16 protein-coding genes are annotated in these 16,118 nt (G+C 72.9%); 8 read left to right on the top strand and 8 right to left on the bottom strand.

Features of this window, described 5'->3' with window-relative positions; all coding sequences use genetic code 11:
- The first annotated feature begins 33 nt into the window (after positions 1-33).
- From IF22_RS0129600 to IF22_RS0129590, 3 genes are all read left to right on the top strand, one after another.
- Positions 34-738, top strand: a complete 705-nt coding sequence (locus IF22_RS0129600; protein ID WP_030337622.1) for a gamma-glutamyl-gamma-aminobutyrate hydrolase family protein — start codon at positions 34-36, stop codon at positions 736-738.
- 47 nt (positions 739-785) lie between these two features.
- Positions 786-1,337, top strand: coding sequence for a pyridoxamine 5'-phosphate oxidase family protein (locus IF22_RS0129595; protein ID WP_030337621.1), 552 nt, complete (start codon positions 786-788; stop codon positions 1,335-1,337).
- A gap of 193 nt (positions 1,338-1,530) precedes the next feature.
- Positions 1,531-5,187 carry a SpoIIE family protein phosphatase gene (locus IF22_RS0129590; RefSeq protein ID WP_030337620.1) on the top strand — a complete coding sequence of 1,219 codons (3,657 nt, stop codon included), beginning with the start codon at positions 1,531-1,533 and terminating at the stop codon, positions 5,185-5,187.
- 57 nt (positions 5,188-5,244) lie between these two features.
- On the opposite strand, the gene IF22_RS0129585 is transcribed toward IF22_RS0129590, so the two are convergent.
- Positions 5,245-5,559, bottom strand: coding sequence for an STAS domain-containing protein (locus IF22_RS0129585; protein WP_030337619.1), 315 nt, complete (start codon positions 5,557-5,559; stop codon positions 5,245-5,247).
- Positions 5,560-5,654: 95 nt separating this feature from the next.
- Here IF22_RS0129585 and map point away from each other — a divergent pair, with 95 nt between their 5' ends.
- Together map and IF22_RS0129575 are read left to right on the top strand one after the other, a co-directional pair.
- Positions 5,655-6,512 carry a type I methionyl aminopeptidase gene (gene map, locus IF22_RS0129580; protein ID WP_030337618.1) on the top strand — a complete coding sequence of 286 codons (858 nt, stop codon included), beginning with the start codon at positions 5,655-5,657 and terminating at the stop codon, positions 6,510-6,512.
- Positions 6,513-6,681: 169 nt separating this feature from the next.
- Positions 6,682-7,395: a VIT1/CCC1 transporter family protein gene (locus IF22_RS0129575; RefSeq protein WP_030337617.1), complete on the top strand. Its 714-nt coding sequence runs from the start codon at positions 6,682-6,684 to the stop codon at positions 7,393-7,395.
- 6 nt (positions 7,396-7,401) lie between these two features.
- Here IF22_RS0129575 and IF22_RS0129570 read toward each other — a convergent pair whose 3' ends face one another.
- From IF22_RS0129570 to IF22_RS0129540, 7 genes are all read right to left on the bottom strand, one after another.
- Positions 7,402-8,130 (bottom strand): hypothetical protein, encoded by a 729-nt coding sequence (locus IF22_RS0129570; protein ID WP_030337616.1) that lies wholly within the window; start codon positions 8,128-8,130, stop codon positions 7,402-7,404.
- 29 nt (positions 8,131-8,159) lie between these two features.
- A complete protein-coding gene (locus IF22_RS0129565) occupies positions 8,160-8,660 on the bottom strand; it encodes a nitroreductase/quinone reductase family protein (protein WP_036412576.1) in 501 nt (166 codons plus the stop codon).
- A 73-nt stretch (positions 8,661-8,733) separates the two neighbouring features.
- Complete coding sequence (locus tag IF22_RS0129560; RefSeq protein ID WP_030337613.1) at positions 8,734-11,511, bottom strand: ABC transporter permease; 2,778 nt, start codon at positions 11,509-11,511, stop codon at positions 8,734-8,736.
- On the bottom strand, positions 11,508-12,242 hold the full coding sequence (locus IF22_RS0129555) for an ABC transporter ATP-binding protein (RefSeq protein WP_030337612.1): 735 nt from the start codon (positions 12,240-12,242) through the stop codon (positions 11,508-11,510). Before IF22_RS0129555 ends, IF22_RS0129560 begins: the two co-directional genes overlap by 4 nt.
- Positions 12,243-12,255: 13 nt before the next feature.
- Entirely contained in the window at positions 12,256-12,858 is a 603-nt protein-coding gene (locus tag IF22_RS0129550; protein WP_030337611.1) for a PadR family transcriptional regulator, read from the bottom strand.
- Positions 12,859-12,910: 52 nt separating this feature from the next.
- Positions 12,911-13,348 (bottom strand): ferritin-like domain-containing protein, encoded by a 438-nt coding sequence (locus IF22_RS0129545; RefSeq protein WP_030337610.1) that lies wholly within the window; start codon positions 13,346-13,348, stop codon positions 12,911-12,913.
- On the bottom strand, positions 13,345-13,872 hold the full coding sequence (locus IF22_RS0129540) for a hypothetical protein (RefSeq protein WP_245233766.1): 528 nt from the start codon (positions 13,870-13,872) through the stop codon (positions 13,345-13,347). Before IF22_RS0129540 ends, IF22_RS0129545 begins: the two co-directional genes overlap by 4 nt.
- 154 nt (positions 13,873-14,026) lie before the next feature.
- On the opposite strand from IF22_RS0129540, the gene rimP reads away from it, so the two are divergent.
- Genes rimP through IF22_RS34740 form a run of 3 tightly spaced genes read left to right on the top strand, consistent with a single transcriptional unit; the run spans position 14,027 to position 16,105 of the window.
- A complete protein-coding gene (gene rimP, locus IF22_RS0129535) occupies positions 14,027-14,716 on the top strand; it encodes a ribosome maturation factor RimP (protein WP_030337608.1) in 690 nt (229 codons plus the stop codon).
- The gene (gene nusA, locus IF22_RS0129530) at positions 14,713-15,756 is read left to right on the top strand and encodes a transcription termination factor NusA (RefSeq protein WP_030337606.1); all 1,044 of its coding nucleotides are present in this window, start codon (positions 14,713-14,715) and stop codon (positions 15,754-15,756) included. Before rimP ends, nusA begins: the two co-directional genes overlap by 4 nt.
- Before the next feature lie 16 nt (positions 15,757-15,772).
- Complete coding sequence (locus IF22_RS34740) at positions 15,773-16,105, top strand: YlxR family protein (RefSeq protein WP_081884157.1); 333 nt, start codon at positions 15,773-15,775, stop codon at positions 16,103-16,105.
- Positions 16,106-16,118: the final 13 nt, after the last annotated feature.

Genomic DNA, 16,118 nt, shown 5'->3' with positions numbered 1-16,118 from the left:
AGCGCGGGTGTGCGAGCCCCGCAGTCGCGAACGGTGCCAACTCAGCGGAGGCCGCTGATCGGGGTCAGCGCGTACGTCGAGCCGGCCGACTGGGCTGTCTGGCGGGGTGTGCGGGCGGTGCTGGTGCCGGAGGCGTACACCCGGGCGGTGACGGCCGCTGGTGGCCGGGCGGTGGTGCTGCCGCCCGACGACGTGGACGCGGACGTGGTGGGTGTCCTGGACGGGTTGTTGCTGGCCGGTGGCGCGGACGTCAACCCGGGGCGGTACGGCCAGCCGACTGACCCGCGTACCGAGGACCGGCCGGACCGGGACGCCGGCGAGCTGACGGTGTTGGCCGCCGCGCTCGCCGCCGGGCTGCCGGTGCTGGGCGTGTGCCGGGGGATGCAGTTGCTCGCGGTCGCGTACGGTGGCGCCCTGCACCAGCACCTGCCCGACGTGGTGGGTCACGAGGCGCACCGTCCGGCGCCCGGCGTGTACGGGGCGCACCCGGTGCGGTTCGCGCCGGGGAGCCTGGCCGCGTCGGTGCTGGCGGGGGTCGACCAGGTCAACTCGTACCACCACCAGGCAGTGGCCGATCCGGGCCGGCTCACGGTGACCGGGTGGGCGGGGGACGGGGTGGTCGAGGCGGTGGAGGATCCGGCCCGGCCGTTCGTGCTCGGGGTGCAGTGGCATCCGGAGAACGAGCGGGATCCCCGTCCGATCACGGCGTTGGTGCGGGCGGCTGACCAGCGGGTGTGACTGAGATCGCCCCCGCCGGCCGATGGCGCGGATGGGAGGATCGACGGATGGGCAAGGTCTACCCGGAGATCGACGGTCGTCTGCGTGAGTTCATCGCGGCCCAGCCGCTCTTCTTCGTGGCCACCGCGCCGTCCGGTGCCGAGGGGCACGTCAACGTGTCGCCGAAGGGCATGCGGGGCACGTTCGTGATCCTCGGCCCGCACCGGGTGGCCTACCTCGACTATCACGGCAGCGGCGCGGAGACCATCGCCCACCTGCGGGACAACGGCCGGATCACGCTGATGTTCTGTGCCTTCGACGGCCCGCCGAAGATCGTCCGGTTGCACGGTCGGGGCAGCAGCGTCGCGGTGACCGAGGACGGGTTCGCCGATCGGCTCGCCGAGTTTCCGGCACCGCCGGACGTGCACGCCGTCCGGGCTGTCATCAGTGTCGAGGTGGAGCGGGTCAGTGACTCCTGCGGGTACGCGGTGCCACTGATGGACTTCCGGGCCGAACGTGATCTGTTGCTCACCTCACACTCCCGCCGCAGCACCGACGACCTGGTCGTCTACCGGGCCACCAAGAACGCGGCGAGCATCGACGGCCTGCCCGTCTTCTGACCCGTCAGCGCACTGGGATCACCGCCGTTCGACGCCGTGGTCGTCCGTACTGTCCGGTGCCCGACGGTTCAGGCGTAGCTAACCAGCGTCGCGCGCCCGTGATGCGTTACGTTGCCGGTTCGCTTGGGTACAAGTCGGAGCACGGCGGGGTGAAGATCAACGGCTGAGGGGTACGGCCGGAGCGGGAGGCTGCATGAGCTCGGCCCAGGGGGGCGCGGACATCGGGCATCCCGGCGTGTCCGGTCACGAGATCTCCCCGATGCTGGCTGCCGCCTTCTCGGCCGGTGGCGAGATGGGCGACCGGTTGGCCCGCTTCGACTGGTCCTCCGGCCCGCTGGGTGAGCCCGGTCAGTGGCCCCCGGCGCTCACCACCGCGGTCGGGATGATGCTCGCCTCCAGTTCCCCGATCGTGATGTTCTGGGGCGACGAGCAGTTGGCCTTCTACAACGACGCGTACCGGCCGACCATCGGCGCCAAGCATCCGGACGTGATCGGCCAGCCGGCCCGCGCGTACTGGTCGGAGACGTGGGCGGTGCTCGGTCCGCTGCTCGACGGGGTACGGCGCACCGGGCGCTCCTACCGGGGCGAGGACCATCCCTTTCTGCTGGACCGGCACGGCTTCGTCGAGCAGACGTACTTCAACGTCTCGTACGACCCGATCCGGGGTGACGACGGTTCGGTCAGCGGCGTCTACTGCATCGTCAGCGAGACCACCGGGCGGGTGCTCGGTGAGCGCCGGCTGCGGGCGCTCTCCGAGCTGGGTGCCGAGCTGAGCGACATCGGCAGCGCCGTGGAGCTGGGCCGGACCGCCGCCGGGGTGCTCGGCCGGTACCGGGCCGACGTGCCGTTCGCCCTGATCTATCTGGTTGACGAGAGCGACCAGGTCATCCTGGCCGGCAGCACCGGCACCACCCCGCCCGCCGCTGATGTCACCCAGGTGCTGACCCGGTTGATCGCCGATGGTTCGCCCGCCACCGTCGAGGTGGCCGGTCTGCTCGACGCGTCGCCGGTCGACGCCGCCGACCAAGCCCTCGTGCTGCCGCTCACGGCGACCAACCAGACGGTCGGCGCGCTGATCGTCGGTGTGGCCCGCCAGCTGCCGCTCAGCGACGACTACCGCAACTTCTTCGGCCTGGTCGCCGCCCAGATCTCCAAGGCGCTCGGCACCCAGCGGGCGTACGAGGAGGAGCGGGCCCGGGCAGCCGAGCTGGCCGCGTTGGACCGGGCGAAGACCAACTTCTTCGCCAACGTCAGCCATGAGTTCCGCACCCCACTGACCCTGGTGCTCGGCCCGCTGGAGGACATGCTGGCCGACCCGGAGCTGCCCGCTGCCGAGACCGACCGGCTCACCATGATGCACCGCAACGCGCTGCGCCTGCTCAAGCTGGTCAACACCGTGCTGGACTTCTCCCGGCTGGAGTCGGGTCGGCTCGCCGCCCGCTACCAGCCCACCGATCTCGCCGGTTACACCGCCAGGCTGGCCAGCACCTTCCGCTCGGCCACCGACCGGGCCGGGTTGCGACTGGTGGTGGACTGTCCGCCGCTGCCCACTGCGGTCTTCGTCGACCGGGACATGTGGGAGAAGATCGTCCTCAACCTGGTGTCGAACGCTGTCAAGTTCACCTTCGACGGCGAGATCCGGGTGCGGATCCGGGCCGTGCAGGGCGCGGCCCGGCTGGAGGTGACGGACACCGGCATCGGCATCGTGCCGGAGGAGCTGCCGCACGTCTTCGAACGGTTCCACCGGGTGCCGGGGGTGCGGGCACGCACCCACGAGGGCACCGGCATCGGCCTCGCGCTGGTCCGGGAGCTGGTCGAGATGCACGGCGGTGAGGTCGGACTGACCAGTCAGGTCGACGTGGGCAGCACCTTCACGGTGACCGTTCCGTTCGGCTCGGCGCACCTGCCGGCGGAGCGGGTGGTGGCGTTCGACCCGCTGCCCGAAGGTGAGCCCGAGCAGGCAAGACTCTTCGTGGCGGAGACCGCGCTGTGGGCCGGTGTCGCGCCGGCACCCGAGGTCGACCGTCAGCCGGCGACGGCCCTGCCGGCCGGCCGGATCCTGGTCGTCGACGACAACGCCGACCTTCAGGAGCACGTCAGCCGGCTGCTCTCCCCGACCTGGGAGGTGGTCACCGCCAACGACGGGCTCGACGCCCTGCCGATGGCCCGCGAGGGCGGGTTCGACCTGGTGCTCACCGACGTGATGATGCCTCGGCTGGACGGGTTCGGGCTGGTGAGCGCGCTGCGCGCGGACCCGCGTACCCGGTATGTGCCGATCGTGCTGCTCTCCGCCCGAGCCGGCTCCGCGGAGGCCGTCGCCGGCCTCGCCGTCGGCGCCGACGACTACCTCACCAAGCCGTTCTCCGCCCAGGAGCTGATCGCCCGGGTGCGGGCCAACGTGGAACTGGGCCAGCTGCGCGGGCAGATCATCCGCCGGCTCCGGGCGTTGGCCGACGCGGCGGTGGCGGTGAACACCGCCCGATCCACCGCCGACGTGCTCCAGGTCGCCGCCCGGCACGCGTTGAGCCTCGCCGAGGCCGCCCGGGTGGTGGTCACCGCGGCCGAGGCCCGTTTCGAGGCGGACGGCGGCGGCATCACCGCCGCCGACCCGTCCTTCGTGGCCGAGCTGACCGGCACCGCCGGAAGGAAGCTCGGTGAGCTGCAGGTCTGGCGGGCGGACGGCGATGAGGCGCAGGCCGACGACGCGGCGCTGACCCAGCTGGCCCGGCTCGTCGGGGTGCGACTGGAGAACGCCCAGCTCTACGAAGCCGAACACCGGATCGCCACCACCCTGCAGCACAGCCTGCTGCCCCGATCGCTGCCCCAACTGCCCGGCGCGGTCGTGGCCAGCCGCTACCTGCCCGGCAGCGCCGACGTCGAGGTCGGCGGCGACTGGTACGACGCTGTCGCGTTGAACGGCGACGAACTGGTGCTGGTCATCGGGGACGTGGTCGGTAAGGGCGTTCCGGCCGCCGCGGCGATGGGCCAGCTGCGTAACGCGCTGCGGGCGTACGTGCTGGAGGGCTTCGATCCGGGTGAGTCGCTGACCCGGCTCAACCGGCTGGTCGGCTCCACCGAGGGCCGATCCTTCGCGACGGTGGTCTGTCTGATGTTCAACCCCCGCACCGGTCGACTGCGGTACGCGAGCGCCGGTCATCCGTCCCCACTGCTGATTACCGGAGGCGATGTGGCGTTCCTGCACGACCGGGCGCTCGGTCCACCGGTCGGCGCCCTTCCCGGTGCCACGTACGAGTCGGTCGAGGCCGAGTTGCCGGCCGGCAGTCGGCTGCTGCTCTACACCGACGGGCTGATCGAGGACCGTCAGATCGGCATCGACGCCTCACTGGCCCAGCTCCGCGTCGACGCGGCCGCCCCGAGTGAGCACGTGGTGGACCTGATCGACGCGGTGGTCGAGCGGGTCACCGGGCGGCCGCGCCGCGACGACGTCGCCGTCCTCGCCCTGGAGGCGGCGGAGCTGAACCGTTTCGCACTGCGGCTGCCGGCGGACCCGACCCGGCTCAGCGTGCTGCGCAAGCGGTTGGAGGACTTCCTGGTCGCGCACTCCGTCGGCGAGACCGACCTGTTCGACCTGACCGTCGCCGTGTCCGAGGCCGCCGCCAACGCCATCGAGCACCCGATCCACCCCGCCGAGGCCATGATCAGTGTGGAGGTGGCCATCGAGGGTCGGACGGTGACGGCCACGGTGCGCGACAGCGGGCAGTGGCGGGAGTCGACCGGCTCCGGCTTCCGGGGCCGCGGCCTTGCCCTGATCAGAGCGCTCGGCGACCTGTCGGTGCAGCGTACCGATGAGGGCACCGAGGTGACGCTGCGCCGGCAGCTGCAGGACTGACCGCGCGCCCGGCGGCGGCCGGGCCCAGTGGGCCGGCGGGAGACTGTGACGCCGACCCTAGGCCGGGTCGAGCCAGCTCTGCTCGCCGAGGCCGGAGATCTCCAGCACGCGACGGACCTGCCGGGACGGACGAACGGTGAGCGCGCCCGGAACCTGCTGGGCGAGCCGGACCAGGGCGTGGATGGCGGCCGAGTCGAAGAAGGTGACAGCGCTCAGGTCGAGAGTGATCTTCCCGGCGGGCTCGCGCAGGGCTGTCTGGAGCATCGTGTCCGCGGTCGCCATGTCGACCTCACCGGCTACCACCACGTAGAGGTGGCCATCGTCGAGTTCGGCGCTGGCGGAGAAGACAGGCGGTGCTTCCCCTTGATCCACGCAGACACCTTGACACAGCCGTCCAGACAGGGCAACAACCCCCACCGGGCGGCCGTGGCGCGGCTCACCGGCGGTCCCGGCGATAGGCTTGCGACATGACCGTCCGCCCGCCGCTGACACCAGGCACGCTCTCCCCGATGCGACCGGTGCCGTCCCAGATCGCCCGACCGGAGTACGTGGGCAAGACGCGCCCGCAACAGTGGCGTGGCTCGCACGTGCAGACGCCGGAGACCATCGAGAAGATGCGGGTCGCCAGCCGGCTCGCCGCCCAGGCCACCCAGCTCGCCGGCGAGCACTGCAAGCCCGGTGTGACCACCGACGAGATCGACAAGGTGGTGCACGAGTTCCTCTGCGACCACGGCGCGTACCCGTCGACGTTGGGCTACAAGGGCTTCCCGAAGTCCTGCTGCACCAGCCTGAACGAGGTCATCTGCCACGGCATTCCGGACTCCACGGTCCTGCAGGACGGCGACATCATCAACGTCGACGTGACCGCGTACATCGGTGGGGTGCACGGTGACACCGACGCCACCTTCTGCGTCGGAGAGGTCAGCGAAGAGGCCCGGCTGCTGGTCGAGCGGACCCACGAGGCGATGATGCGCGGCATCCGCGCGGTCGCCCCGGGCCGCCAGATCAACGTCGTGGGCCGGGTCATCGAGTCGTACGCCAAGCGGTTCGGCTACGGCGTGGTCCGCGACTTCACCGGCCACGGCATCGGCGAGGCATTCCACAGCGGCCTCTATGTGCCGCACTACGACAGCCCGCGTCCCACGGACATCATGGAGCCGGGCATGACGTTCACCATCGAGCCGATGATCACCCTGGGCACCTACCAGTACGACATGTGGGACGACGGGTGGACCGTGGTCACCAAGGACCGGAAGTGGACGGCACAGTTCGAGCACACCATCGTGGTGACCGACGACGGCCACGAGATCCTGACGCTTCCGTGAGCGCGAGGAACGCAGCGCAGCGGAGTCCCGCAGTCGCGAACAGGGCCAGCGCCGTGAGCGCGAGGAACGCAGCGCAGCGGAGTCCCGCAGTCGCGAACAGGGCCAGCGCGGTGAGCGCGAGGAACGCAGCGCAGCGGAGTCCCGCAGTCGCGATCGAAGGGCAGGCGCCGTGACCGACACCCCGGCGGCGCTGCGTGAGGCGCACCACGCGGACGTCTCCGGCGGCTGGTTGCGCCCGGCCGTCTTCGGCGCGATGGACGGCCTGGTCACCAACATCGCCCTGATCGCCGGCGTCGGCGGCGGCGGGGTGTCGCCCCGCAGCATCGTGCTCACCGGCACCGCCGGCCTGGTGGCCGGCGCGATCTCGATGGGGCTCGGCGAGTACACCAGCGTGCGCTCCGCCAACGAGCAGGTCGCCGCCGAGGTGGCGAAGGAGCGCCGGGAGTTGGAACGGCACCCCGAGGCGGAGGCCCGGGAGCTGGCCGACGCGTGGGTGGCCCGGGGTCTGCCCCGGGACCTCGCGACCCAGGTCGCCGAGGCGGTGCGGCGCGACCCGGAGGAGGCGCTGCGGGTGCACGTCCGCGAGGAGTTGGGCGTCGACCCCGACGACCAGCCCAGCCCGTGGGCCGCGGCGATCTCGTCGTTCCTGTTCTTCTCGATCGGCGCGCTGGTTCCGCTGTTGCCGTACCTGCTCGGCGCCACCGAACTCTGGCTGACCCTCGCCGTCGGCGGGCTGGGGTTGTTCGTCGCCGGTGCCGTGGTGGCCCGCTTCACCAACCGTCCGTGGTGGACCAGTGGGCTGCGTCAGCTGCTGCTGGGCGCCGCAGCGGCCGGCGCCACCTATCTGATCGGCGCGCTGATCGGTGTGTCGGGCGGGCTGTGACGCGCGTCAGGTGCTGAGCAGCTCGTCGATGGTGCCGTCGACGGCGCGGCCCCGGGCGGCCAGCTCCTCGGCCTGCCGGGCCAGCACCACACCCACCTCGGTCATGTCCGCGCCGGCCAGACCGGTGCGGCGTACCGCGTCCCCCGGATCACGGAAGTAGGTGCGACTCAGCAGGCCGGTCACCGTGGCCGCCGCCAACCGGGCTTCACCGAGCATCAGCAGAGCCTGATCGGTCTCGTACCACTCGGCGAGCCGGGCCGCCCGGGAGTGCGCCGCGCTGCCCCGGTACCACGCCTGCCGGGCCGCGGAGCTGAACTCCGCCGGACGGGCCCGGGCCAGCCGGCCCAGATGTTCGTCGCGCAGCGTCCGCAACCAACCCGTCGGATCGTGCAACGCCTGCGTGGTGACGTACCGGTCGGCGGTCAGCGGCCACAGCGGGGTGAGCACCCGGGCCTGGGCCAGGTAGTCGTCGGCGGCGGCCACGGTCAGGTCGACGAGCACCCCGTCCACCCGCCGGGTCGCCGGTGGCGGGCCGGTCCCAGGTCGGTAGGTGACCACCAGCATGCCCGCCTCGCGGTCCCCACCGCCGTCGTCGTCACCGTGCGCCAGTGGCCCGTGCACCGCGATCGCGAGCACGTCGGCCGGGAACCGCCGCTGGACGGCCTCGGCGACCCGCTCCGCGACCGTCCACCGTCGGTCGTCGAGGCCCCGGTCGACACTGGCCTGTTCACTCACGGGTCCGCCTTTCGCTACCGAACGTCAGCCTAGCCAGCCGACGGCGGACCGTCGGGCGCGCCGCGCCCGGTCGGGGCCAGCCGGAAGATGTGGATCTCCCGGTCGCCGGCCCGCTGCACGTACGTCCGGTACGCGGGCCACTCGGTGACCAGCAGCTGCCACAACCGGTCCCGTTCGGCGCCGGTCGCCCGCTCGGCCCGCACCGCGACCCGCCGGCCCTTCACGTCCACCTCGGCGGCGGGATCGGCGAGCAGGTTCATCGCCCAACCGGGGTGGTGCGTCTGCCCCCAGTTGGAGCCGATCACGACGTACGCGTCGCCGTCGGGCACGTAGACGAGCGGATTGCTGCGCGGCTTGCCGGAGCGGCGGCCCGTCGTGGTGATCACCAGGGACGGGATCAGGCCGAGCGCTACCACCCGGCCCCGGGTGAGGCGACCGACCACCCGATCGGCGGGGACCAACAGCCGTGCGGCCGCGCCGAACCAACGATGATGACCGAGCCGACGGGTGACTCTTCCCAGCACTGACACGCCGATCAGTCTGCCGGCTGCCCGGCCCCGACGGCACCCCTGAGCGGTCCCCTTTCGATCGCCGGCGGATCAGTCAGTCCAGCCGCCGCTCGATCGGCAGTCGGGCCCTGGTGAACAGGCCCGCCCCGAGCATCGCCACCACCGGCACCAGCACCAGGATCCCGAGCGCGGGCCACGGCACCAGGAAGGGGTACGGGTCGGACACCGGCCAGTCGGTGGCGTACTGCCGGTTCACCGAGACCAGCACGATAGCGGCGGTGCCGAGGCCGGCCACGATGCCGAGCACCGACCCGAGACCGGCGATGACCCCGGCCTGGCAGATCGCCAGCAGCCGGCGTACCGCCGGGGCCGCGCCGACGGCCGCGAGGGTGGTCAGCTCGGCGCGTCCCTCGGCGGCGGCGAGCGCGGTGGCGATCCCCGCCGCCCCCACGGTGATCAACCCGGCCGCGGCCGCGAGCAGGAGAAGCAACGGTGAGACGTCGCGTGGCGCGCCGCCGTACTCCACCATCAGCGAGAACGTCCCGAAGGGCCGTATGGCGGCGGTGAACCGTGCCTGTTGCTCCTCGTCGGGCGGGGTCGTGGTGCCGATCACCCAGCCGGTCGGAGACCAGGTCAGATCGAGTTGCCGGGCGGCGGCGGCGGAGAGCAGCAGACGGGGCTGGCCGGTCGCCCGGGGCAGCGCGTACCCCGGAAGGTCGCGGACCGTGATCGGACGGTTTGGCTCGGCCCCCACGTCGCCGACCCGGACGGTCACCAGTCCGTCGTGCAGGTAGCGCGGGTCGGTCACCACCACGCCACCGGCGCGCAGGACGGCCGTGGCGGCGGCGGTCGTCGCTGGGTCCACGCCGGTGAGCAGGGGGAGCGCGGTCCCGTCGTCGACTCCGGTTTCCACGTAGCCGCCGAAGTAGTCCGCCTCGCGGATCTGGCAGCGGGGGTCGGCGCGGGCCTGCTGGCGCTGCGCCGCGGAGAGTTGGACGCCGGGCTGCCAGGGGCAGGCCCGGGTCAGCGGAAGCACTGGTGTGACATCGCAGTAGCCGGTGGGCCCTGCCCCGCAGGTCGGTGTCTGCACCTGGGCGACCGCGCCGACGCCGAACTGGGTGCGGGCCGCGTCGGTGATCTGGGCCAGCGTGGGCTGCCCGGCCGATCCGATCGGGTTGACCATCACGTGGCCGGTCGGCAGCGCCGGCCGGTAGGCGCGCGCGTCGCGGGCGACGTCGCTGGCGAGGTATCCGCCGAGGGCGACGCTGCTGGCGACGGCGGCCATCACGGCGCAGATGGCAGGTGCCGCGGCGGCCCGGTTGCGGCTGGCGTCGCGCAGCGCGATCCGTGGTGCCAGCGGCAACACCCGGCCCAGGCGAGCGAGCGCCCCGAGCAGCGTGGGCGTGCAGCAGACCAGGCCCAACTCGCCGAGAATCAGCCCGGTGAGAACCACCGCCGGGGACGTCTGGGTGGCCCCGAACGCCGCCAGCCCCGCCCCGCCGACCACCAGCGTCAGTCCGAGAACCAACCACCGGCCCTGGGATTTCGCCGGGGTGCGTCGCCCGGCGAGCCCGGCGCTGACGTCCTGCCGGGCGGCGGTCCAGGCCGGCGCCAGCGCGGCGAGCACCCCGGCCAGCACCGCGACACCACCGAGCAGGACCAGCGCGCTCGGCCAGCAGCGGTAGCCACCGAAACGGGCGCTGAAGACGTACTGCTCCATCAGCGGGCGACCGGCGAACGCCGCGCCGACGCCGACCAGCAGGCCGGCAGCGGCCCCCAGCACGCCCAGCACCACACCGTCGGCCAGGACGACCCGGCGGAGTTGGGCGGCGTCCCCACCCGCCACCGCGACCAGCGCCAGATCCCGCCGGCGGCGACGGACGCCGACGGCGAAGGCCGGCCCGACCAGCAGGACGACCTCCAGCAGCCCGAGGCCGGCGATCAGGATGCCGGTGCTCAGGTCGTTGGGGTCGCTTCCCACGATCGACCCGAACCAGGTCCGGTCCGCTCCGGTCGTCGGGGCAATCCAGTGTCGCGCGGTGACCACCACCCCACGGTCGTTGAGCCGGGACACCAGCGCCGCGTCGACGGTGCCCGGCACGTCCGCCAACCAGACACCGTCCGGCTCCGGACCGGTCGACGGCACGGCCCCCGGATGCAGCGCCACCACCGGCCCGAGGTCGTCGGGGAACTCGACCACCCCCACCACTGTGTACGCCCTGCTCCCGTCGGCGGCGGCCACGGCGCGGCCGAGGCGCAGATCCAGCCGGCGCAGCGCCACCGGACTGACGGCGACCTCACCGGCCTGCTGCGGCGCCCGGCCGGCCCGGAACCGCACCAGCCCACGGGCTAGCGGATCGGCGAGGTCCAGCACCCGACCGTTCACGACCTCGTCGCGGTGCGGGCCGCGCAGTGTCAGCGGAACGCGCTGACGAACCTCGGTGACACGGCTGCCCGGCCCGAGCAGCTCGGTCAGCTGGGCCGCGGTCACCTTGGCGGGGAGCTCGCCGTCGCGGGTGTACCAGCCCTCACCCCACTCGTCCTGCCCCACCGGGGCGTTGGCGATCCACTGCAGCTGCGCGTCGGCCACGCCGAGGCGGCGGTCGACGCGTTCCTGTGGGGTCAGCTCGGCCATGTCGTAACTGGCGGCCAGGAAGGCCAGCGCCGCGACCGGCATGGCGATCATCGCGAGCACCAGGATGGTCCGCCGTCGGGACCGGCGTGACTCCCGCCGGGCGATCCGCAGCGCCGCCCGCCAGGAGCCGGTCAGCTCGGCGAACCGCCGTCGGCCGACCGGGGCGGGCGGCGCGACCGGCTGCCGTGACGCGCTGTCGGCCCGACCGGGGGCCCGTGGCAGGCGGCGGATGGTCACCGTTCGCTGCCGGACAGCAACTGCTCGACGCTGCCCAGCGGCGCCGTGGTGTCGACGAGGACGCCGTCGCGGAGGAACACCACCCGGTCGGCCCAGCCGGCGTGCCGCGCCTCGTGGGTGACCAGCACTCCGGCGGCACCCGCGTCGATCCGGCGGCGCAGCAGGTGCAGCACCGCCTCACCGGTCTGCGAGTCCAACGCCCCGGTGGGCTCGTCGGCGAGGACCAGCCGGCGTTCGCCCACCAGCGCGCGGGCGATCGCCACCCGCTGCTGCTGTCCGCCGGAGAGTTGGTCCGGGAAGCGGTCGCCCAACGCGGGCAGGCCCACCTCGGTGAGCGCAGTCATGGCCAGTGCGCGGGCCCGACGCCCGCTGGTTCCGTCGAGTTCCAACGGGAGCGCCACGTTCTCCAGCGCGCTGAGGCTGCCCAGCAGGTTGAGCTGCTGGAAGATGTAGCCGATCCGGCGGCGACGCAGCTGGGCCAGCCCGCGGCGGTCCAGTGCCCCCAGCGGTTGCCCCTCGACCCGGACCTCGCCGCCGGTCGGGCGGTCCAACCCACCGGCGAGAGCCAGCAGGGTCGACTTGCCGGAGCCGGAGGGGCCCATCACGGCGACCAGCTCGCCGGGCCGAACGACAAGGCTGACGCCGCGCAGCGCGTGCACCGCCGCCGGCCCGGTGCCGTGGGTGCGGTGGACGGCGCGTAGCTCCAGCACCGCGTCGTCCGCCCCGCTCACCGTCGTGCCCCGCTCACCGTCGTGCCTCCTCGCCGGCCCATCGAGCAGCGTCCCGCGCGTCGGCGTCACCGGGCGGGGGAGCGGGAGGCGCCGGGCCGCTGGGCTGGTGCCGGACCAGACTGGTCTCGCAGTGGTCCAGCCAGCGCACCTCGGCCTCGGCCTGGAACACCATCGAGTCCAGTACGAGGCGCCAGGGGAGGTCCTCCGGCCGGTTGCTGCCGTACTTCAACCGGGTCAACTCCTGCAGGGCCCGCATCGTCGCGCTGCGCTGGGCCTGCACCACCGAGCGGACGTCGACCCCGGGCGTGGTCAGCGCCAACGCCAGCTTGATCGCCAGCTCGTCGCGGGGTCGGTCGGTGCGGCTGATCGGGGTGGCGAACCACAGCGCCAGGTCCGCGCGGCCGGCGTCGGTGATCTCGTACGGGCGCTGCCCGGCCTCGCTCTCCGGCAGCGGGCGTACCAGACCGTCCCGCTCCAGCCGGGACAGCGTGGTGTAGACCTGCCCGATGTTCAGCGGCCAGGTCGAGCCGGTCGACTCCTCGAACGCGGCGCGCAGCTGGTAGCCGTACATCTGGCCGCGTTCGAGCAGGGCGAGCAACCCGTGACGGATGGACATGGCAACGGAGTATGCATACCTGGTATGCGTACTGCAACCGGAGCGGACCGGTTCAGGTCGGTCGTCCGGGAAACGGGACAGTCAGCGGGGTCAGCCCGGCCGTCTTCCGCCACCGGGTGGCCCGCACGGCGTACTCGACCAGGGCGGCCAGTGCCTGGTCCCGATCGGCGCCGGTGGTGGACGCCAGGGCGGCCCGCCAGTGCGCGGCGGTGCGCTCCTCCACCTCGGCGGCGAGCCGCAGGGCGCTGGCCCGGTCGGTGACGGGGAACGGCAGCGCGTAACCGGCGCGGTCCGGCGGGACGACGCCACCGGCCGTGGTGAGCTGCACCACCAGCGCGTCGCGTCGGCGGCGGTGCGCCGCCTCCGCCTGGCGTGCCGCGTCCCGCGCCGCTCCGCTGAGCCGGACGCCGATCCGTCCGTAGGCGTAGATGGCCGCGTACTCGGCGGACAGTGCGGAGGCGAGCGCCTCCCCGGCGGACGGCTGCCTCACTTCAGTGCCTCCTGGTGGGTGGCCCGGGCGGCGACGATCGACCCGAGCAGTGCGGCCCGTTCCGCGGGCGCCGCCGCGCAGGCCGCGGTGGCGGACTGCTGGGCGGTCTTCTCCAGCGCCCGCAGGGCGGCCCGCGCGCCGTTCGGGTCGGCCGCCGGGGCGGTGCTCGGGGCGGCGGAGGCCGCCGACGGCAGCGTCACGCCGATCACCCGGGCCAGCTCGGTGGCGTGCGCGGTGTGCGTCTCGGCGATCGGGTTGAGCCGGTCGGCCAGCTCGGGATGCGCTGTCGCGCTCGCCCGGTACGCGGCGGCCAGCGCGAGTGACTCGTCCACCATCGGCCGCAGCGGGTCGGGCGGTGGCGTCGGCTCATCGTCACGGTCGAAAAGATCACAGCCGGTCAGCGGCGTCACGGTGCCACCGAGCACCAGCAGCACCCCGGCGCCCAGGAGCTTTCGCCGGGAATGTCCGGATGTTTGGTCGCGCTGTGTCGTTCTGCCGATCCCCACCGGCCAAGTCAACACCATGCGTGCCCGTCCAGGGGGCACCGGCGTCGGTGCGCCGCCCGGTCCGCCGCCGGGCAGGCGCGTTACGCTCTGCGCAACCACCGGCGTGTCCACTCCGGTGGCGTGCCGGCATGGCGGGACTTCCGGTCCCCGTCGACCAGGGAGAGGTGCGGAGATGACGCAGCGTGGCCGTGCCACCAGGCCGACGGGTCGACCCCGCGACACCGCGGGTCCCCGCGGCGGTGACCTCGCCGCGCGGCGGACCCGACTGCGGGCCGTGATCGAACCGGTGGTCAACGACGCCGGCTACGACCTTGAGGACCTGTCGGTCTCCCGGGCCGGCCGCCGACATGTGGTGCGGGTGCTGGTGGACACCGACGGCGGGATCGACCTGGACGCCGTCGCGGACGTCTCCCGCGCGGTCTCGGCCGCGCTGGACGCCGCCGAGGAGACCGGTGGCGACATCGTCTCCGGCGAGTACCAGCTGGAAGTCAGCTCGCCCGGTGTGGACCGGCCGCTCACCCTGCCCCGCCACTGGCGGCGCAACGTGGGCCGACTGGTCAAGGTCACCGTCCGGGGCGCGGCCACGCTGCCCGGCCAGCGTGGCGAACAGCCCGCCGGTGACCGTCAGGTGACCGGCCGGGTGGTCGCTGCCGACGACGAGGGCGTGCACCTGGAGACCGACGGCGGCCGTGCCGCCTGGGCGTACGCCCAGCTGGGCCCCGGCCGCGTACAGGTCGAGTTCACCCGGCTCGCCGAACTCGGCGAGCCGGACGACGAGATCGACGACGCGGACGATTCCGACGAGATCGACGATTCAGACGACATCGACGACGAAGATGATGTGGAGGACGAGGAGAGGTGAACATCGACCTCGCGGCGCTGCGCGCACTCGAGCGCGAGCGGGAGATCCCGTTCGACACGATTCTCGCGGCGATCGAGACCGCGTTGCTGACCGCCTACCGGCACACCGACGGGGCCGAACCGCACGCCCGGGTGGAGATCGACCGCAAGTCGGGCGCCGCCCTGGTGTACGCGCAGGAGATGGACTCCGACGGCAGCCTGGTACGCGAGTGGGACGACACCCCGCACGACTTCGGCCGGATCGCCGCCATGACCGCCAAGCAGGTGATCCTGCAGCGGTTGCGGGAGGCCACCGACGAGGTGCACTTCGGTGAGTACGTGGGCCGCGAGGGTGACCTGGTGACCGGTGTGGTGCAGGCGCACGAGACGCGTACCGAGAAGGGCATCGTCAGCGTCGACCTCGGCAAGCTGGAGGGCGTGCTGCCGCAGTCCGAGCAGGTGCCCGGTGAGCGGTACGCGCACGGCGAGCGGGTCCGCTGCGTCGTGGTGCACGTCGCCAAGGGCATGCGCGGGCCGCAGATCACCCTGTCCCGGTCGCACCCGGCGCTGGTCAAGAAGCTGTTCGCCCTGGAGGTCCCGGAGATCGCCGACGGCACCGTGGAGATCGGCGCGATCGCCCGTGAGGCGGGCCATCGCACGAAGATCGCCGTCCGCTCCACCACCCCTGGCGTGAACGCCAAGGGCGCCTGTATCGGCCCGATGGGTCAGCGGGTGCGGGCCGTGATGAGTGAGCTGCACGGCGAAAAGATCGACATTATCGACTGGTCGGACGACCCGGCCACCTTCGTCGGCAACGCGCTGTCGCCGGCCAAGGCGTTGCGGGTCGAGGTGGTCGACCTGGCCGGTCGGGCCGCCCGGGTGACAGTTCCCGACTTCCAGCTCTCGCTCGCGATCGGTCGGGAGGGGCAGAATGCCCGACTCGCGGCCCGATTGACCGGTTGGCGGATCGACATCCGCTCCGATGCGGAGCAGTCCCCGCCCGCCGCGCGTGGGGTAACTGATCACGTGCGGGAGCCGGGCGGCGCGATCTCGGGTAGCTAGGGGTAGACTTCCTCCAGTGGTACGACGCGCGCAGCCGGAGCGCACCTGTGTGGGTTGCCGGCAACGTGCGCCGGCCAGCGAATTGCTGCGGATCGTCGCGGTCAGGGACGAGGCTGGTCACAGCCTCCGGCCTGATCCGCTCCGCAGGCTGCCGGGTCGGGGAGCGAACATGCACCCGGATCCGGCCTGCTTCGCGCTGGCGGTGCGGCGCCGCGCCTTCGGGCGTGCGCTGCGCAGCACCGAGGTCCTTGACCACGGTGTGCTGGCAGAGCACGTCGATGCGCCAACCACTACGTCCGGTCAGCCCGACCGGGCGAGGGTCGCTAGCAGGGTAGGACGACCGACATGAGCACACGATGAAG

Origin of the sequence: Micromonospora parva (genome assembly GCF_000718515.1) — a bacterium.
GTDB classification, from domain to species: Bacteria; Actinomycetota; Actinomycetes; order Mycobacteriales; family Micromonosporaceae; genus Micromonospora; species Micromonospora parva.
The sequence above is the reverse complement of the archived record's forward strand: the minus strand, read 5'-3'. Positions and strand labels throughout refer to the sequence as shown.